Origin of the sequence: Sulfurimonas crateris (assembly GCF_005217605.1) — a bacterium.
In the GTDB taxonomy this organism is placed as follows: Bacteria; Campylobacterota; Campylobacteria; order Campylobacterales; family Sulfurimonadaceae; genus Sulfurimonas; species Sulfurimonas crateris.
This window is the reverse complement of record NZ_SZPX01000007.1, coordinates 12016-30980: the sequence shown is the minus strand read 5'-3', so window position 1 is coordinate 30980 and position 18965 is coordinate 12016. Positions and strand designations below refer to the sequence as shown.

Sequence of the window (18965 nt, the reverse complement as noted above, 5' to 3'; positions counted from 1 at the left end):
AGCCAAAGCTGCTATTTATAGTACTTTGCTACCCTATCCATCTGAGAACCCATATTTAAAAGCAGCATATCAGCGATCACAAGCGCTGCCATCGCCTCGCAAACCACGGTTCCTCTAATTGCCACACACGGATCATGACGTCCTTTAAGAGCGAAATCCACCTCTTCATTTGCAGTAGTGACAGTTTTTTGCTCTTTAAAAATAGATGGCGTAGGTTTAAAATAGACATTCATTACTATCTCGTCTCCATTGCTTATTCCGCCTAAAATTCCGCCCGAGTGGTTTGTGACAAAACCGCTTGATCTTATCTCATCATTGTTTTTGGAACCCTTTAGCGATGCACTGAGTACTCCATCACCTATCTCTACGGCTTTAACCGCATTTATGCCCATCATAGCATCTGCAAGTACAGCGTCAAGTTTATAGTAAAGCGGTTCTCCAAGACCTTTTGGAGCGCCTTTTATAAGAACTCTGGATACTCCGCCTACAGAGTCATGCTCGTTTTTAGCTTTAAGGATAGCATCTTTTTGCTCCTCCTCTTTACCTGCATCAAGAGCAAAGATAATGCTCTCTTTAGCCGCTTCATAGTCAAATTTCTCTGCTTTTATGCCATCTACTTCACAGATGCCGCTTAGCACCTCAACACCAAGCTCTCTAAGCATAATTTTTGCAACTGCACCCGCGGCAACTCTTGCCGCCGTCTCACGTGCAGAGCTTCTGCCTCCGCCTCTGTAATCTCTTATGCCGTACTTATAAAAATAGGTAAAATCGGCATGACCCGGGCGAAAAATATCTTTTATGTTTGAGTAATCACGTGATTTTTGATTTGTATTATAAATGACCATGGCGATAGGCGTTCCGGTACTTTTACCCTCAAAAACACCGCTTAGTATCTCTACTTTGTCATCCTCTTTTCTAGCCGTCTCAAACTCGCTTTTACCGGGTTTTCTACGGTCCAGTTCTGCTTGTATAAACTCTTCATCAATTTTTAGTCCTGCAGGAACACCGTCAAGCAGACATCCGATCGCAACTCCGTGAGACTCTCCAAAGGTGCTAAATCTTAACTTCTCTCCAAAACTATTCACTATATTTCCTTATTTAAAAGCTTTACAGCCGTCTCTGCTGCCTCTTGCTGGGCGATTTTCTTACTTTTTCCTATCGCTCTCGCATACTCTTTATTCTCTATAATAACCGCAACTTCAAACTCTTTTTTATGGTCCGGTCCTCGGCTGGCGATCACTCTGTACTCAGGTGTCTCTCCAAATCTTGCCTGTGTCAGCTCCTGAAGCGTTGTCTTAAAGTCTCTAAAGAGTGAATCTAGGGATATCTCTTTGTGATTTCTCTCTATCAGCTCTATTGCTATTTTTCTAACAACATCCAAACCGGATTCAAGATAGATCGCTCCCATAACCGCTTCAAAAGCGTTTGATAGAAGAGATGCCTTCTCACGTCCGCCGTTGTTCTCCTCCGCGTTTGAGAGGTAGATATACTCTCCAAGATTTATCGATCTTGCCAGTTTTTCAAAACCATCCTCATTTACTAGAGCCGCTCTTATTTTTGAAAGGTTGCCCTCGTCTGATTTTGGGAACTTAAAAAATAGATACTCCCCGACGATCAGATCCAAAACGGCATCACCCAAAAACTCAAGACGCTCATTATCGTAGGGCTGCTTATGGCTTTTGTGCGTCAGCGCTTCGATAATGAGCTTCTCACTCTTAAACTTATAACCTAGAGTCTTCTGTAGTGCTTCTATATTTTTCATTCTCTCTCCTCCTTCATTTTCTGTGCCTCTTGTTTTGCCAAAATATCACACCTCTCATTCTCAATATGCCCACTGTGTCCCCTGACCCATGTTGCATTTATCTTATGAGGCTTTGAGACCTCTATGTACGCCATCCATAGATCAGGATTTTTTACCTTTTTAAAATCTCTCTTTATCCAACCATCAAGCCACTCGTTTATACCTTTTACGACATAAGAGGAGTCGGAGATTATCTCGACATTGCAGGGCTCCTTAAGAGCCCTTAGCCCTTCGATAACCGCTAAAAGCTCCATCCTGTTGTTTGTCGTATGAGCTTCACCGCCGGATATCTCTCTCTCCTTGTTGCCAAATCTGAGAATAGCTCCGTATCCGCCGGGTCCCGGGTTTCCAAGAGCGCTGCCGTCACTGAAAAGAGTTATTTTCTTCACTAAAATCCTTATGATAATCCCTTACCAAAGAGAGTTCAACTCTTGAGCTCTCTATTGTATGGCAGCTGCTGCAACGGCTGAATGCAAAGGGGTAAATAACCTTACAGTTATCACAGATATACTCAAATCCAAGTGTCGCATTGGCTTTTGATTCGAGGTTTATAAGCACATCAAGCTCAAAAACAGAACTCTTTGTTGCTGCTTGAATGTAGCCTTTTGCGGTGTATAGCTCCCTTAAATAGCCGTTTTGCATTATTATATCAAAATCCAGGTCTTTTTTATCGCAACTCCAGAGCAGATCGACAAGAAGCTCAGCCTTCGAGGCATCAAAGTTCTCCCATGCAGCTTTTGGATTTACGCGAAAGATATACTCAAATATGAGATAATCCAGATGGTTGCTGCTTTTATATATCTCCAAGAGCTTGTAAGCCTTTTCGTCAGGAGTTAGCGACATACTGTTTAAAATGCTCAAAGAGTTAAGATAAGCACTGATCGTTGTCACATCTTTGCTCAACTCGCTCAAAGGCTCTAAAAGCTCAAGAGCAGCACCATAATCTTTCATCTGCTCATAAACAAGCAGAAGATAGTTAAGTGCCTGAGGAGTGCGAGGATTGTTTTTAAGTATCTCTAAAAAGATCTGCTTTGCACGCTCTAAAAAACCTGCTTTAAAGTATGTTTTGCCTAGCAAAAAAAGGGTGTCTCTGTAGTTGGACTTGTCTCCCACTTTGAGCAATTCGCTGTATATCTCTATGCTTTTTTCATAGTTGCCACCCTTGGTATATGAGTTTGCCAGCAGTAGCCAAGACTTCTCTGATAACTCCCCCTTTGTTATAAGCACTTTGAGCTCATTTTGCGAAGGCAGAGAGTGAAACTGTTTTAAAAATTTGTCTAAATGACGGTAATCCTCTCTTTTTTTAAGTCTTGCAAACCAATACGAAAAAAAGGTGATGACAAAAATAAGTACAAAAAATATTATAACCCCAAAAAGCGGGTCACGAAACTCCAAAAAGAAGGTATCCATTATTCGTACACCACTACACCGTAATCATTTTTCAGATTATAAAATGTGCAATCAGGTCCAATATCGAGATCTTTCATTTTTCCAAGCTGAACAATAGAGTTCCTGCCTACCTTGATCCCAAACTCAGTAAAAAATTTTTTTATATTTACAAATTTTACATCTTCGACAAACTTATACTCAAACTCCTTATGAAGCCTCATCTTGTCGTATGAAAATATATGCTCGTTCACATGAAGCCTGTCTGAAGCGTATTTTATAGGCAGATGACCAGAGAGGTCGGTAAGTATCTGCTCCACATGCTGATGTTTTTGCGGGAGAGTATTTTTCTCTATAAAGAGATATTTGTTGTTAAGTTTTAGGTTTCTGGTCTCGCTCCAGTACTTGTATGCAGGGTTTGAGACACCGAGTTTTGAGGAGATCTCTCTCCAGAGCCAGTAAGAGTTTAGCGTATTTGGTAAATTTGACACTCTCTTAGCCCCCTCGGATTTGATTTCTCTTTATTATATACTTTTTTAGTTAAAAGTTACAAGCCCCTCTACCGCCTCGGCGGTTAGCTTTAGTGCCACAGCGGCTAGCGCAGTGAAATGGGCTTTGCTCATTTCACGTTATCAATAAGATCAAAATACCGCCACTACCCATTTTGTTATAAAGTAACCGCCTACAAGCAGCCATGCGAACATCAAACCTGATGTATAAACAGGCGCAAGCCCAAGACCTTTAAACTTTGCAAATACGGTTCCGATGCCAAGTGCCGTCATCGCCATTGTCAATAAAAAAGTATCTATCTCATTTATGATATCCACTATATTTTGAGGAACGATTCCAAGAGAGTTAAATCCTGCCATACCTATAAAATAGACCGCAAACCAAGGGATGACAAGCTTAACGCCCCCGAGACCATCTGCCGTACCGCTTTTTTTAGCGCTCATAGAGAGATATATTCCAAGAATGATAAGCATAGGAGCTATCATGATAACTCTTGTCATCTTTACGATCACCGCCGAATTTGCCATCTCTTCGCTTGCCCCTGGGATCGAAGCCGGAACCGCTACTACCTGAGCAACCTCATGAATTGTTCCGCCGACATAGATACCAAACTCTTTTGCGCTCATATCAAAAACACCCATGTTGTAAAGAAGCGGGTATAAAAACATCGATATTGTTCCAAAGAGCACGACCATTGAGACCGCTATAGCAGCTTTATGCTCCTCCGCCTTTAAAACGGGCTCCGTAGCCAAAACTGCTGCAGCTCCACAAACAGAAGCACCCGATGCGCTTAGCATTGAAGTGTCTCTGTCCATCTTGAAAAACTTCTGCCCTGCCCAAGTTCCAAGTATAAAAGTTGTAGATAGCATAATTAGAGAGACCATAAATCCCTCTAAACCTACCTCTGCAATCTGTTGAAAAGTTATTCTAAAACCGTAAAAAACAATAGCAAATCTAAGTATCTTTTTTGCGGAAAATGTAATACCGCCGCTCCACTCTTTTGGAGTGTTATTATGAAGTGTGTTTGCGTAAAAGATGCCTACCACTATACCAATTACAAGAGGTGAGATGCCAAGAGATTTAACAAAATTTATCTCCGAAATCATTGTCGCCGCTGCGGCAAAAATCGCAACAAAAAGTATGCCGTTTATTGTGCCTTTTCTATTCTCTGCTGAAAATGCCATATAACTCCTTTTTTGATCTAAAACTTATTATTTAAAGCGAATTATATCAAAAAAGTATCACATTCTATTTTAGTTCAATCTCAAGTTCCGAGCTTATCACATCACTTTTTGAGCCACTTATCTCTTTTATATCTTTACGATGGAGTGCTTTAGCGTCAACGCCTTTTGTCGCACTCAGGTATGTCTGCACTGCATCTGCCCTTGTATTTGCCAAATCTTCCAATTCGCTCCTATCGACGTTTTGAATATCTACACATCTCTCATAGAGAGCCTTTTTATACTCTATATCGAACATGCCCTCTTTTGCGCTTTTTTCGATGCTCTCTTTTAGACCGTCTACATCTCCTCCTGCTTTAGCATATATCTTTTGTAAGACTTTGGTCGTAGGGTGCTCCTCTTTGCTTATCTCAAACACCTTTTGATCTAGCTTTTTAGCCTTTAGCGCTCTTAGATCCAGCTCTTTATCGAACGTAGAAGTCAGTGCCAAAGATAGTTTTGGTTTTTTCACCAAGATATCTGCAAGATTGTCAAGCTTCTCTCTTTGCGGCGGGAGAAGTATTGCTTCGCCTGCTTCAAACTCCAAAGTTTTCAGCTTCTCTGCATCTATGCCCATCATTGCGCCTAAAAATTTAAACGGAGACGCAACCGCCTTGACTATAAGGTTTGCCAACGTCTTTACGATGAGTGCTCCATACTTAAAGTCGGGCTTGTCTATATTTCCCTCAATGGGGAGATCAATATCAATAACTCCATCCTTGTCTTCAAGAAGAGCTATGGCAAAACCAAGTGGAAGCTTTGTGATGTTCTCATCCTCAATTGTATCACCCAGTTCTATATTTCTGATAATAATGCTGTTTTTACTCTTCAGCTCAGAGTTCTCTATATTATACTTCAGATCTAAAAAGAGCTTTCCTTTGTCAATCTTATAGCCTGCAAACTCTGCACTGTAGCCGCTAACTGAACTAAGATCAAGATTTTTAAAATTGAAATCTATATCAAGATAAGACTTCACATCCGAGCTGTTAAGACTACCTTTAAGCTTTGTAGAGCCGTACTCATCTACTACCCCATCTATATCGATATCACTTACTTCCCCCTTTACGTTGGAGATAGCGTGGATCTCTCCATTTAGGTCATGAATAAAGGTTTTAAAATCTATAGGCAAAGAGTAGTCTGCAAAATGTGCGCTTGAGTTCGTGATCCTAAGCTTTAAAAGGTTAAAGGCAAAAGAGTCCTTGCCATCCTTGCTTTGAGTCTGCTCTTCTTTTTTAGCAGCTTCTTTGCTTTGGCTCTCTTTTGCAAGCTTTGAAAAGTTCATGCTCTTATCTCTGTTTATAACTGCGTCAACATAAAGAGAGTCCAAAAGAAGCTCATCGATCTGTAGTGAATTTGGATCGCTTTTAAATGAAAATGATTTTATATCAGCAGTTTTAAACGATGCCAGTTTAGCACCATCTCTGCTCTCGTTTAATAGAAAATCATCGATTTTCAAGTTCCCATCAACCCTGATATCATCTTTTGCATCTTTTTGCTTATAAGCGGTCTTGGCAACAATATTAAGTGCGCCGTCGTCGATCTTAATGTACGCCGCCTCTTGTAAGTATGGCGTAAAATCTTTGAGAGCTATTTTTTTAAGCTCAAGGCTCCCCTTCTGTTCAAGCGGCGTATGTTTTATATCCCCTTTAGATCTTATGCCACCTTTGCCGTTGACTCTAAGAGCCATATCATACGTAAATCTGCTCCCCTCTTTGGAGCTTATATTTTTGGCATACAGCTCTATCTTATCTAAGGTTATCTTCACACTTGGCTCTATGCTCTTATCATGTAAAATTACGGCTATATTTTTTAGTGAAACATCATCTATTTTGGTATTCCACTTAGCGCTCTTCTCTGCAGTGTTTGTCTCTTTTTGAGACACTTTCTCTTCTAAAGCAGGAGTCTGGGGTTGAAGATAACCTATCCAGTCTATCTTCCCCTCCTTATCTCTTTTTATCTCTGCACTAAGCTGCTCAAGCTCTATACTTTTGACATAAACATCCTGCATCATAGGCTTTACGATCACCCCATCAACATTTAATGCCAGAAGTTTTAAAATATCCTCATTTTTGGCTTGTGGCTTTACTCTTAGGTTGGCAAGTCTAAGATTAGCATTATCTATCTTTGTTGCATTTAGATCATCTAGATTCAGATAGTAATCGGCACTCATATAGATGGCACCATCGGCTATCTCGATCCCCGTTTTATCTTGAATATATTTCCAGTTTGTATAGAGTTTCACCGCGTCGAGTTTAAGATTTCCCTCCAGCTTAAGCGGGCTTAAACTTAGCACATCTCCTCTAAAAGCGACCTCTCCGCCATCACTCAGAGCCGTGTTAAACCTAAGCGACGCATCGCTAGAGGCGATATCTTTTGTATCTATGTCCGTGAGTTTAAAACTAATGGGAGTAAGCGTGAGTTCAAATTTGCTGCTCGGGTTGAAATCTTCGTAGCTCACACTTCCATTGTCAACCATAAGTGTGTCAAAAATGACTCTGGGAAGTCTCAGCGGCTCTTTGTTAACCTCATCTGCAGGCTCATCTGCTCTCTCTTTTATAATTTTGCTGAAATTAAAGAGACCGTTCTTGTAGTGGCTAATAGAGATTTGAGGTCTTTGAAATATAACGCTCTTTATATGCAGAGCTGCCATAAAAAGAGAGTGAGGTTCTAGGTCTATAAGAAGCATATCAAGCGACGCTATTTGCTCTTTTTCAAGCGTCTCAAGCACTATGCCGCTGAGTTGTATCTTAAAATTAAAGGGGTTAAAGTAGACGTCATCTATGTATAGTTTTGAGTTTGTCTCTTGTGCCGCAATATCTTCGATCTGAGACTTTATGATGAGGGGAAGAAGGATAAATCCAAAAAGCGTATATAAAATAAAAGCAACGCCTAAAATTTTCTTATACATAGGTAGACCTTAAAAACGCAATTTTTAAAGTCTACCCTATTGTATTTTAAATCAATATTATTTTGCTTCCTCAATAATATCCGCTCTAGGATATGCGAAAGTAGCATCTCTAAAGACCACTATATTATCCTCGTGTCCTACTGCATAGGCACGCACCGTTATCGGAATGATCTTATCGTGTCTTGCGTCGTCTGAGAGTTGGTCATAGGTTCTAAGAACTACGATCTTTTTCTTTTTAACACCTGGTGTGACGCTAAAAGGCTCTGTAGGTTTCACTATCTCTAGCTTACCTTTTAGATCCTTTGGAGCTATGATCTCAAAAAAGAAATCCATCTCTTTGTTTTGCGTATTTTGTATCAAAAATACGTAAGCGTTATCTACTGCCACTCTTCCGTCAGACTCTTTTGAGACCGAATAGAGCCTGTTTTCCTTGTTTATGTTTAGAAGCATATGCTCTTTATTGCCTCCCATAATAACCATTGCAACCGCAAGACCTACAAGAAGAACTGCATAAGCAATAATCTTAGGACGGAAGTACTTTGTCTTGCCTTTTTTGTCTATTATCTCATACTCGCTTGACCAAGTTACCAGTGAAGGCTTGCCGAGTTTGCCCATAACTACCGTACATGCATCCACACACTCCAAGCAGTTGATACACTCAAGCTGAAGACCCTTACGAATGTCAATGTGTGTAGGACAGACCGTTACACAACTCTCACATGTCGTACACTCAGCATGTAGCTCGACCTCCTGAAGATCTTTTTGTTTTGTAAAGGCCTTCTCTTTGTCTTCATTGTAGATGTGTCCGCCTCGATTAGTGTTGTACAGAGCCATTACAGTATGCTCATCATACAAAACTGACTGCACTCTAGAGTAAGGACATACATATATACAGTAATCCTCCTGCAGGAAGACTATGTCATATATAAGAAAAAGTGCCGAAACCAAAAGTGTTCCTACTAAGATCATATGGTCAAACGGATTAGCCAAGTATGCAAAGAAATCCTCGGGCGGAACAAAAAACCAAAGAAGGTTCGCACTCGCTACAAAAGAGAGAGCCGTCCAGATCAAAATTGCCACGGCCTTTTTGATCTTGTTTTTAGCAATGCTCATATCCGGCTCTTGCTGCTTGTTCTTTATGCGCTTTCTAAGTCCAAGCAGTTTTGTCTCGATCAAATCACGGTAAATTACTCTAAAAATCGTCTGTGGACATATCCATCCGCAAAAAACACGCCCGCCCATAACGGTCATGCCGAAGATTCCCAAAAATAGCATCATAAGAAGAAAAGGCATTAGATACAGCTCTTGCATGTCAAACTGAACAAATGCAAGGTGAAGCTTCAGCTTATCAAAACTTAGTAAAAAAAAGTGGTTCCCGTCTACCTGTATCCAAGGTAAAACTAAAGCCACAACCGTTAAAAAAATGAATAAATAGTATCTCTTTATTCTCCAAGGAGTCGGTAATTTTAAGCCGACGCTCTTATCTTTCATAGTTAACTCCTGCCTATATTTTGACAACATTATATCAAAATAATGTTTTTAATTACATAATATAATAATAATTATAATCTTTTAATAGATTATTGAAAGTCTCTTTTATGCTCTATTTCGCTAAAATAAAACCAATATTTATTTTATCAAATTCATTCTTGCAATATTGCAAGAAAAGTTCTCTGCCGCTTTTTGCGGCTAGCTTTAGTGCCACAGCGGCTAGCGTAGCTAAATGGGCTCTGCTCATTTAGCGTTATCAATTCAATCTAAAGATTTTTTTATGACAACAAAAGAGTATATCTTAAAAACTATAAAAAATAGGCCCCTTATCATCGACGGTGCGATGGGTACACAGCTTCAGCAACGTGATGAGAAGATCCCAAAAGAGGCTTGGCAGGGCAATGAAGGGTGTAATGAACTACTAAATGTCACCTGTCCTGAAGTTTTAAGCGAAATTTTTCACGCCTACCTAACGGCGGGTGCTGACCTTATCACTACAAACACATTCGGCTCATTTTCTTGGGTTTTGGATGAGTACAATATTGGAGATAGAGCCTATGAGCTAACACGTGCGGGTGCAGAGCTTGTTAAAAAAGAGTGTGAAAAATTCAGCACGCCAGAGCACCCGAGATTTGTTCTAGGCTCTATCGGACCGGGTACAAAACTCCCATCACTCGGACATATAGCTTATGATGAGATGTACGAGGGGTATACAGAGTTTTGTCTAGCCCTGATTGATGGCGGCGTAGATATCTTCCTGCTGGAGACCTGCCAAGACCCGCTTCAGATAAAAGCGGCTCTGCATGCGTGCCAAGAGGCGTGCAGACAAAGAGAGGTGGAGATCCCAATTATGGTCTCTGTTACAATTGAGCTAAGCGGGACGATGCTCATAGGCACGGATGCTTCGACGATCGCAACCATACTAGAGCCTTTTGACATTATCTCACTTGGATTTAACTGCGGTACGGGACCGGAGCAGGTCGAGAAACATATAAAGACCCTAAGTGAGCTGTGGCACAAACCGATAAGCGTTCACGCAAATGCAGGACTCCCGCAAAATCGCGGAGGGTACACATACTATCCGATGGGTCCCGATGAGTTTGCAGACAAGCAGGAGAAGTTTTTAAGTTACGACGGTGTGAGCTTTTTAGGCGGCTGCTGCGGAACAACACCTCAGCACATCCGCGCTCTTGTGAACAGAGTCTCAAATATGGCGCCAAAAGAGCCCTCGGGAGCTCAAGGGAACGGGCTTGCTTCGCTCTTTAATACCGTATCACTTACGCAAGAGTCATCTGTTTTGCTTGTCGGCGAGAGAAGCAATGCAACGGGCTCTAAAGCGTTTAGAGAGCTTCTTTTGGCAGAGGATTATGAAGGCACACTTAGCGTTGCGCAACAACAGGTAAGAGTCGGTGCGCATGTTTTAGATGTAAGTGTTGGATTTGCGGGACGCGATGAGACAAAAGATATGAACCGTGTTATGAGCCTTTATGCTCAAAAGATTGCTCTTCCTCTTATGCCAGACTCCACGCAAACAGCAGCACTTGAAGAAGCGCTTAAGCTCATAGGCGGCAAACCGATCATCAACTCTGTAAACCTGGAAGACGGCATAGAGAAGTTTGATGCGGTCTGCTCTTTAGCTAAAAAGTTCGGTGCAGCACTTGTTTGTCTCACCATTGATGAGCAGGGGATGGCAAAAACGGTTGAGCGCAAACTTGAAGTTGCAGAGCGCATCTATGAGCTTGCCACCAAAAAGCACGGCATAAGAGCCGAAAATCTGGTCTTTGACCTTCTTACATTTACGCTTGGAAGCGGTGATGAAGAGTATACTGATGCCGGCATTAACACTATTGAAGCGATACGCGAGCTGCGTAAAAGGCACCCTGAAGTTGGCGCTATTTTAGGACTCTCAAACATCTCTTTCGGACTTGACAAAGATGCGCGCCCATACCTCAACTCTATGTTTTTGCACCACTGCATCGAAGCAGGTCTTACAAGCGTTATTATAAATGTACAGCACATTATTCCCATCAATAAGATCTCAAAAGAGGATCAGGAGATTTGTGACAACCTTATCTTTAACCGCAAGCCAAACTCTGCATCTCTTTTTGAGTTTATAGAGCACTTCAGCACTAAAGAGGCGGTTGACAATCAAGCGGTTGATGAGGCATATCTTGCTATGAGTGATGAGGAGAAGATCGCAAAGCTTTTAATGGACGGCGATAAAGAGAGAATGATCCCGCTTGTTGAAGAGGCACGCCATAAGATCGCACCCGAAAAAATTGTAAACGAGATACTCATTAATGCCATGAAAGTGGTAGGAGAGCTCTTTGGGTCCGGTCAGATGCAGCTTCCGTTTGTTCTTCAAAGTGCCGAAACCATGAAAAAAACGGTTGATTATCTAAACCCCTACCTGCCAAAAATTGACAAAAAAGTAGATACGACGCTTATTCTTGGAACGGTTAAAGGCGATGTTCACGACGTAGGTAAAAACCTTGTGGACATCATACTATCTAACAACGGCTATAAGGTTATAAACCTTGGCATTAAGGTAGAGCTTGACGACTTTGTAAAAACACTTAAAGATTCAAATGCCAATGCCATAGGGATGAGCGGACTTTTGGTAAAATCAACACAGGTTATGAAAGAGAATCTAGAAGCCCTTCAAAGAGAAGGGATAAAGATTCCGATCCTGCTCGGCGGTGCCGCACTTACACGCTCTTTTATAGACGACTTTTGCCGTCCTTTCTATGACGGTCCGATATTTTACTGCAAAGATGCGTTTGACGGCGTGACATCCATGAGCCGCATCGAGGCGGGCAATTTTGATACCAACCTGCATGGAAAAGATGAAGAAGAGAAGATTGTAAAGGTCAAAGAGGAGATAGTTATCCCTCCGTTTGAAGAGCTAAAGATGCCTTCTCGCGATGTTGAAGTACCTACTCCGCCGTTTTGGGGAAGACGTGAGCTTAAACTCACACCGCAGCAGATAGAGATGGCGTTTGAGTGGATCAACCATAAGCTTCTTTTTAAATCTCGCTGGGGGTACAGCTCAAAAGGCATGACAAAAGAGGCATACCAAAAACAGCTTGAAGAGATTGTATGGCCTGCATATGAGAGGCTAAAAGCACAATTTCTTGACGAAAAGCTCTTTGAACCGACCATTATCTACGGCTACTGGCCATGCAGAAGTGATGATGACACGCTTCTTATATTTGATGAGAGTGAAGGATATAACAGTGAGAGCGAGATCAACCGTGAACCTCTATATGAAGTTATGGGCAGAGCAAAAGAGAAATTCACTTTCCCTCGCCAGTCAAAACAGCCGCACCGTGCACTCAGCGATTTTTTCCATAGAGATAGACACGACGTGGTGGCATTTACATGTGTCAGTGCGGGTTCAAAGCTCAGCGAAGTTGAGAGAGAGATCTATGCAAGGGGCGAGTATACAGAGTATTACCAGTTTCACGGCCTAGGTGTCGAGCTTGCAGAGGCTCTTGCAGAGATAGTGCACAAGCAGATAAGGCTTGATCTTAATATATCCGAGGGTGAGGGAAACAGCTTAAGCGATGTACAGATGAACAGATATCAGGGCTCCAGATACTCATTTGGGTATGCCGCATGTCCCGATCTTGAACTTAACCGTCCACTGTTTAACCTTCTTAGACCTGAAGAGTTCGGGATCGAGCTTAGTGAAACATTCCAGATGCACCCCGAGCAGTCTACATCTGCGCTTGTCGTTTATCATCCAAATGCAACATACTATAATGTATAGATATGTTGCATTTTGTATTCCTTCTTAAACTTTGTCATTAATTGACAAAATTAACTCCCATTTAGAGCTACTTAGTACTATAATGTTTCAAACAAAACATAAGGATTGAATGATGAAGAAAATAAAATTTATGCTTTTAGCAATAGCAGCGGGAGTGAGCTCTCTTTTTGGAGGTGTTTATAATATTGACGCTTCTCACACAAACGTTGCCTTCTCGGTAAAACATATGATGATCAGTACGGTAAACGGGGAATTTGAGAAGTTTGACGGCAGTTTTGAGCTCGATGATGAGACAAACGAACTCGTTGCTCTTAACGGAGAGATGGACGTTGAGTCGATCAATACAAATATCGCCAAAAGAGATTCACACCTAAAATCAGATGAGATATTCAATGCCGAGATGTACCCTAAAGTCACATTTGTACTAGACAAAATCGAGGGCGATAAAGCATACGGGAAACTTACTATAAAAGGTACAACTAAAGATGTTGTGCTTGATTATGAGTTTGGCGGCACTATTACAGATCCATGGGGAAGACAGAGAGCGGGACTGAGCCTTAGCGGAAAGATAGATAGAAGAGATTACAACATTACATGGAATCAAGCACTGGAAGCCGGCGGTGTTGTTGTGAGTGAAATAGTTAAACTAAACATTGAGATACAAGGTATCTTAAAAGCTGAAGATGATTTCTAACATCTAAAATAAAAGCTAGGGTTTTACCCTAGCCCCTCCTCCTATAACTCAAAGCTTCCAAAATATGTCTTTTTTCAATAATCTCACTCTCATCAAGATCAGCAATTGTTCGGGAAACTTTTTGAATCTTTTTTATACCTCTAAAAGAGAGTGCAAACTGCTCTACTGCCCTGCTTAAAACAGCTCTGGCATCATCGCTTAGTATGCAATATTTCTCGATCTCATCATCGTTTAGCTTCGCATTAAAACTGCTCTGCCCTCTTGCTTTTGCTATTTTATGAATCTTTATAACCTCTGCGTGCATCTCTTTTGAACTTATACTCACCCTGTCATTTACGCCTGAGTGCTGCATAACTACGCAGATATCTATCCTGTCCAAAAACGGATCAGAGAGTCTGTTCTTGTATCTCTGAATCTCTAGGTCGCTGCATCTGCACTCTTTTTGCTCATTTAGAAGATTGCCGCACGGGCAGGGGTTCATAGCACCTACAAACAAAAAATCGCTAGGATACTCTACTTTTGAATTTACTCTTGATATTCTTATCTTATTATCCTGCAGAGGTTCACGAAGAGCCTCTAAAACCAGACGTGAAAAGTGCGGAAGTTCGTCAAAAAATAGCACACCTTTATGGGCAAGACCCACCTCCCCTATCATCGCCTTATGACTGCCGCCTCCAAAGATGCTGGCTGTCGTAGATGAGTGATGAGGGGCACGAAAGCTTCTAAGAGGTCTAAACTCAGGCTCTTTGGCTTCAAGAGCATCAAGTTTCGCAATATCTAAAATATCATCGCCGCTAAGAGGGGGAAGAATATATCTTAATCTCTGCGCGATCATGCTCTTTCCGCAACCGGGACTTCCCTCAAGAAGCAGGTTGTGAAATCCTGCCGCGCTTATAAGAGCAGCCCTCTTTGCAACCTCTTGCCCCTTGACATCTGAAAAATCCTCTTTGTACCTCTCATCGTAATAGTACTCTTCTTCATCGAGTTTATAACTTGGATAATCTATCTTTTTATAACTGCAGTTTGGAAGAGCGTTTAGATGGTTTTTAAGTAGTTCTATTGCCTCATCCAACCTTTTAACACCGTAAAACTCGACTCCCGATATCTTTGAGAGTTTCTCTAGGCTCTCAAACGGAACAACTGCTTTTTTTATGATTTTTTGGTTTGCAAGAGAGAGAATAAGCGGGTATAGCTGTATATTCTCCTTGATGGCTCCATCAAGACCTAGCTCGCCAAATACGAACCACTCGCTAAAATCATCCTCAAGATAATCAAGCGCGATTAAAAGAGCAATGCTCAGATCAAACTGGCTCCCCTCTTTTTTAACATCACTCGGAGCAAGATTTATCGTAATTCTTTTTGGTGGAAATGTGAACTCATTGCTAAGGAGTGCAGATTTAACACGCTCTTTTGCCTCGTTTATGGATGCGCTTGCCATTCCTACTACACTAAATGACGGAAGACCTTTTGTCAGAGTGGATTCAACATGCACGACTTTTGCTTCTATGCCCTCATATGTGGCGCAGGAGACCATTTTCATAGTATTAACCTCTATTAAATTGATACTATTTTACTATTAATATTTTTGGATGTTATAAAATATGGCAAATTGCCACAAAAAAGTTAGGATTTGGAGAGTTTTTTCTCTTTTTGCATTCTCTTATACTCTTTTTCGAACTTCTTTCTTCTTGAGTATGAGAGCTTGTCTATAAACAAAATGCCCTCTAAGTGGTCCATCTCGTGTTGAATTGCAATGCTTAAGAGTCCGTCTGCTTCTATGATCTTTGTATTTCCGTCTCTGTCTTGATAGTTGACAGTTATATTCTCATGTCTCTCGACATCTTCATAAAAACTAGGAACGCTAAGGCACCCCTCTTGGTATGTCGTCACCCCGCTTGTTTGAGTAATAATCGGGTTTATCATCTCTATAAGTGTATCGATTGATTGCTCATCATCTTCATCGGGAATATTTAAGATCAGAGCTCTTTTGGCATGTCCGACTTGAATCGCTGCAAGGCCAATTCCGTTGGAGCCTACCATGGTTTCGTACATTGCATCTAAGAGTTTGTGAAGCTCTTTATCAAACTTTTCTATACTTTTAGACTTCTCTTTTAGTCTCTTATCCGGGTATTCTACTATTGTTAACTTCATTTTTCTCTATAGTTTTCTTAGCTGTTTCTAAGCAGAACCGCATAGTCCATATTAGGGTTTTCATACGCCTTCTCAACGCCGTCCATTGAGCTTACGATGATCTCCTCAACAGAGTGATTTTCAGTAACATCTGTAATACCGATTGATATTTTCAGCTGTATCTCACGGTCTGCCAAAAAGAAGTTTGAGTTTGAGACAAGCTCGCACAATCTCTCACTCGCTTTTTTTGCACTCTCTATATCAGTATGTTTTAAAAGCATAGTAAATACGCCGTTGCCGTAGTGAGCTACAGTATCGCTTCTTCTTGAAGTCTTTAGAAGAAGTCTTGCGACCGTTTTTGTCATAAGCATAATAGCTTTTTCATTATTGACACTTGCCTTTAGATCACGTGCGAGTTCTATCATAATAAGAGAACTTTTATGCTTGAACTTTTTGATAAGTTCGATCTCCTGCTCAATTTTTGTCATAAGGTAACGTTTGTTATAAACGCCATACTGATTATCAAAAATAGTCTCATTCTCGACATTTTTTATTATCTTGGCAGTATCATCGTAGGTACTCTTTATTGTACCGCTCTGCTTTTTCAAAATAGCATTAAGCTTTGATATGTCAGACTCTAGAGATGCAGCTACGCCTCTAACGGCTTGACTCTCAGAACTCGCTTCAAGCTCTTGTCTTCTTTTATCCAGTATCTTAGTCATCAGTGACATATTTTTATATAGATTCGCCGTAACACCTAAAATATTCTTTATTGATGAAAAGCCCTGTTTAAGGCTCTGCTCCAGCATAATAGAGTTCTCATCCTCGTTGCTCTCTTCGAGCTCAAGAACTGAGACTATATGGTTACGAGTATTTTGACTTTTATCTTCAAGCAGTCTGTCAAAATAGAGAGAGAAGTTGTTTGGGGTCGGCGGCAAGCCATCCTTCATCAACGCATTTAAAACCTCTTTTGAATACGCTTCCAATTCTCCTTCAGGTTCATGCATTATCTCTTTGTCCGTTACCGCTGCGGATGGTTTAGCATCCGTAGTGCTACGGCGTCTACTTCTTAAAGCTCCTGACATACCAGCTCCTTTAGCTACCTAATCTTTACTTTTTTTCAACAACACTTCGTCGATGATACCATATGACTTTGACTCTTTAGCGCTCATAAAGTTATCTCTATCGGTATCTTTTTCAACTTTTTTAATATCTTGACCTGTGTTTTTCGCCAAAATATCATTGAGTTCCTCTTTCATTCTAAGGATCTCTTTTGCCTGAATAGCTATATCGGTAGCCTGTCCTTGTGCTCCTCCAAGAGGTTGATGGATCATAATTCTTGCATGAGGAAGCGCATATCTCTTCCCTTTTGCTCCGCTTGAGAGCAAGAATGCTCCCATTGATGCGGCTTGTCCTACACATATCGTCGTTACATCCGGGCGAATATAGTTCATAGTGTCATATATCGCCATACCTGCTGTAACTACGCCACCAGGAGAGTTGATATAGAAGTAGATATCTTTCTCAGGATCTTCAGCTTCCAAAAATAACATCTGAGCAACTATCGATGAAGCGACTGCATCATTTACCTCGCCGCTTAGCATAATGATTCTATCTTTTAAAAGACGGGAGTATATATCGTAAGAGCGCTCGCCGCGTGCCGTTTTTTCAACTACGTAAGGAACATAACTCATCTGGTTTATGCTTCTTTTATCTTTGAGTTAAGGATCTGTGTAAGCACCTTATCCTCAACCATTGACATCTGAATAGCAGGTAAATATCCAGCCTCTTTATACTTGTCATATGCCATTCTAGGATCTTGTCCCATCTGCATCGCTTCGTAGTATATTGTCTGCATCACTTCATTCTCATCTACTTTTACGCTCTCAGCAGTTGCAAGTGCGTCAATAATAAATGTAGCTTTTACGCTTCTTTGTGCATCTTCACGGAAAGTCTCACGAAGTGATTCAAGCTTAGCAGCATCTTCACGAAGCTCTTTTATCTCATCTTCGCTCATCGTGCTTGCTTTTTTGTTAAGAGATACATCGATCTCCTGTTCAACCACAAACTCAGGAAGATCAAAATCAAACTTAGTCACAAAAGTCTCCAACAACGCAGGCTTTAAATCCTCGTTATATAGCTTTGCCAGTGCTTCGTTTTCCAACTGAGCTTTTATCTGGTTTTTCAAGTTATCTAAGCTTTTGTCATCTTGTCCTGCAAGGATTTTCTCAGCAAATGCATCATCGATCTCTACTTTTGCTTTCTCTTGAATATTATGCAGTGTTACTTTAAACTCAGCATCCTTGCCTGCAAGCTTGTCAGAGCCGTAGCTCTCAGGGAAAGTAACTTTTACAACCTTCTCTTCAGCGATCTTCATTCCGATAACCTGATCCTCAAAACCGGGTATGAATTGACCCGAGCCAAGAACAAGGGCAAACTCTTTTGCAGCTCCGCCCTCAAAAAGTTCTCCGTCAATCGAGCCTTCAAAATCAATAATCGCGCTGTCACCTTTTTTTGCCGCTCTTTTTCTCTTTAGGTCAACAAATTTTCCTTGAGCGTCGGCTATTTTTTCCAATCTCTCAGTTACCTGCTCATCAGTTATGGCAGGCTTCTCAAAACTCTCAACCATATCTTTGTAGTTATCAAGATTGATCTCAGGTCTCATAGCAACTTTAACCGTTACTTCGATACTGTCAGCATTTTTTACAAAGTTTGAAATATTTGGCTCGCCTATCAGCGCATCCATAGTCACCTTAAGTTCATCAAGTCCTCTGTTTAAAACCTCACGCAACGCTTCAGCTTCAGCATCTTGAACCAGACGCTCTCCATACTGCTTTTTAACTACGGCCACAGGAACTTTGCCCTTTCTAAAGCCCTGAACAGAAGCAGTTTTTGTTAAGTTTTTAGCTATCTTTTCTACATTTGCGTCTATCGTCTCTTTTGGAATTTGGGCTTCTATTTGAGCGTTTGCGCTATTGATCTTATTAGTTTTGATTTTCATCAATTTCCTTTTTATTATCTGATGTTACGCACTAAAACGAACTCGTCCGTTT

At 41.0% G+C, this 18965-nt stretch carries 15 protein-coding genes; 2 read left to right on the top strand and 13 right to left on the bottom strand.

The features are described from left to right. Window positions 1-11: 11 nt before the first annotated feature. From aroC to ccoG, 8 genes are all read right to left on the bottom strand, one after another. Window positions 12-1085 (bottom strand): chorismate synthase, encoded by a 1074-nt coding sequence (aroC, locus tag FCU45_RS09195; protein WP_137014549.1) that lies wholly within the window; start codon window positions 1083-1085, stop codon window positions 12-14. Further along, window positions 1085-1762 carry a ribonuclease III gene (rnc, locus tag FCU45_RS09190; protein WP_137014547.1) on the bottom strand — a complete coding sequence of 226 codons (678 nt, stop codon included), beginning with the start codon at window positions 1760-1762 and terminating at the stop codon, window positions 1085-1087. Before rnc ends, aroC begins: the two co-directional genes overlap by 1 nt. Then, window positions 1759-2190 (bottom strand): ribonuclease HI, encoded by a 432-nt coding sequence (gene rnhA, locus FCU45_RS09185; RefSeq protein ID WP_137014545.1) that lies wholly within the window; start codon window positions 2188-2190, stop codon window positions 1759-1761. The genes rnc and rnhA overlap by 4 nt, the downstream gene beginning before the upstream one ends. Continuing rightward, window positions 2165-3211: a tetratricopeptide repeat protein gene (locus tag FCU45_RS09180; RefSeq protein WP_137014543.1), complete on the bottom strand. Its 1047-nt coding sequence runs from the start codon at window positions 3209-3211 to the stop codon at window positions 2165-2167. Before FCU45_RS09180 ends, rnhA begins: the two co-directional genes overlap by 26 nt. Then, complete coding sequence (locus tag FCU45_RS09175; RefSeq protein WP_137014541.1) at window positions 3211-3678, bottom strand: hypothetical protein; 468 nt, start codon at window positions 3676-3678, stop codon at window positions 3211-3213. Before FCU45_RS09175 ends, FCU45_RS09180 begins: the two co-directional genes overlap by 1 nt. A 150-nt stretch (window positions 3679-3828) precedes the next feature. Then, window positions 3829-4881, bottom strand: a complete 1053-nt coding sequence (locus tag FCU45_RS09170) for a YeiH family protein (protein WP_137014539.1) — start codon at window positions 4879-4881, stop codon at window positions 3829-3831. A 64-nt stretch (window positions 4882-4945) separates the two neighbouring features. Further along, complete coding sequence (locus FCU45_RS09165; RefSeq protein ID WP_137014537.1) at window positions 4946-7825, bottom strand: DUF748 domain-containing protein; 2880 nt, start codon at window positions 7823-7825, stop codon at window positions 4946-4948. Window positions 7826-7882: 57 nt separating this feature from the next. Then, window positions 7883-9316 carry a cytochrome c oxidase accessory protein CcoG gene (ccoG, locus tag FCU45_RS09160; protein WP_137014535.1) on the bottom strand — a complete coding sequence of 478 codons (1434 nt, stop codon included), beginning with the start codon at window positions 9314-9316 and terminating at the stop codon, window positions 7883-7885. Between the two features lie 280 nt (window positions 9317-9596). Between ccoG and metH the strand changes: the two genes are divergently transcribed. Beyond that, window positions 9597-13088 (top strand): methionine synthase, encoded by a 3492-nt coding sequence (metH, locus tag FCU45_RS09155; RefSeq protein ID WP_137014533.1) that lies wholly within the window; start codon window positions 9597-9599, stop codon window positions 13086-13088. 112 nt (window positions 13089-13200) lie between these two features. Beyond that, window positions 13201-13782, top strand: coding sequence for a YceI family protein (locus tag FCU45_RS09150; protein ID WP_137014531.1), 582 nt, complete (start codon window positions 13201-13203; stop codon window positions 13780-13782). A 28-nt stretch (window positions 13783-13810) separates the two neighbouring features. Here the strand turns inward: FCU45_RS09150 and FCU45_RS09145 are convergent, their stop codons facing one another. The 5 genes from FCU45_RS09145 to tig form a co-directional block, all read right to left on the bottom strand. Next, the gene (locus FCU45_RS09145; RefSeq protein WP_137014529.1) at window positions 13811-15322 is read right to left on the bottom strand and encodes a YifB family Mg chelatase-like AAA ATPase; all 1512 of its coding nucleotides are present in this window, start codon (window positions 15320-15322) and stop codon (window positions 13811-13813) included. Between the two features lie 83 nt (window positions 15323-15405). After that, a complete protein-coding gene (def, locus tag FCU45_RS09140; RefSeq protein WP_137014527.1) occupies window positions 15406-15933 on the bottom strand; it encodes a peptide deformylase in 528 nt (175 codons plus the stop codon). A gap of 17 nt (window positions 15934-15950) precedes the next feature. Beyond that, a complete protein-coding gene (locus tag FCU45_RS09135; RefSeq protein WP_137014525.1) occupies window positions 15951-16997 on the bottom strand; it encodes a GGDEF domain-containing protein in 1047 nt (348 codons plus the stop codon). 18 nt (window positions 16998-17015) lie between these two features. Beyond that, window positions 17016-17606, bottom strand: a complete 591-nt coding sequence (gene clpP / locus FCU45_RS09130) for an ATP-dependent Clp endopeptidase proteolytic subunit ClpP (RefSeq protein ID WP_137014523.1) — start codon at window positions 17604-17606, stop codon at window positions 17016-17018. A 5-nt stretch (window positions 17607-17611) separates the two neighbouring features. After that, the gene (gene tig, locus FCU45_RS09125) at window positions 17612-18913 is read right to left on the bottom strand and encodes a trigger factor (RefSeq protein WP_137014521.1); all 1302 of its coding nucleotides are present in this window, start codon (window positions 18911-18913) and stop codon (window positions 17612-17614) included. Between the last annotated feature and the right edge of the window lie 52 nt (window positions 18914-18965).

Excerpts from the sequence above, each read along its gene's own strand:
- rnc (WP_137014547.1), bottom strand. The coding sequence starts at position 1,762 with ATGAAAAATATAGAAGCACTACAGAAGACTCTAGGTTATAAGTTTAAG.
- FCU45_RS09180 (WP_137014543.1), bottom strand. The coding sequence starts at position 3,211 with ATGGATACCTTCTTTTTGGAGTTTCGTGACCCGCTTTTTGGGGTTATA.
- FCU45_RS09170 (WP_137014539.1), bottom strand. The coding sequence starts at position 4,881 with ATGGCATTTTCAGCAGAGAATAGAAAAGGCACAATAAACGGCATACTT.
- FCU45_RS09165 (WP_137014537.1), bottom strand. The coding sequence starts at position 7,825 with ATGTATAAGAAAATTTTAGGCGTTGCTTTTATTTTATATACGCTTTTT.
- ccoG (WP_137014535.1), bottom strand. The coding sequence starts at position 9,316 with ATGAAAGATAAGAGCGTCGGCTTAAAATTACCGACTCCTTGGAGAATA.
- metH (WP_137014533.1), top strand. The coding sequence starts at position 9,597 with ATGACAACAAAAGAGTATATCTTAAAAACTATAAAAAATAGGCCCCTT.
- FCU45_RS09150 (WP_137014531.1), top strand. The coding sequence starts at position 13,201 with ATGAAGAAAATAAAATTTATGCTTTTAGCAATAGCAGCGGGAGTGAGC.
- FCU45_RS09145 (WP_137014529.1), bottom strand. The coding sequence starts at position 15,322 with ATGAAAATGGTCTCCTGCGCCACATATGAGGGCATAGAAGCAAAAGTC.
- def (WP_137014527.1), bottom strand. The coding sequence starts at position 15,933 with ATGAAGTTAACAATAGTAGAATACCCGGATAAGAGACTAAAAGAGAAG.
- FCU45_RS09135 (WP_137014525.1), bottom strand. The coding sequence starts at position 16,997 with ATGTCAGGAGCTTTAAGAAGTAGACGCCGTAGCACTACGGATGCTAAA.
- clpP (WP_137014523.1), bottom strand. The coding sequence starts at position 17,606 with ATGAGTTATGTTCCTTACGTAGTTGAAAAAACGGCACGCGGCGAGCGC.
- tig (WP_137014521.1), bottom strand. The coding sequence starts at position 18,913 with ATGAAAATCAAAACTAATAAGATCAATAGCGCAAACGCTCAAATAGAA.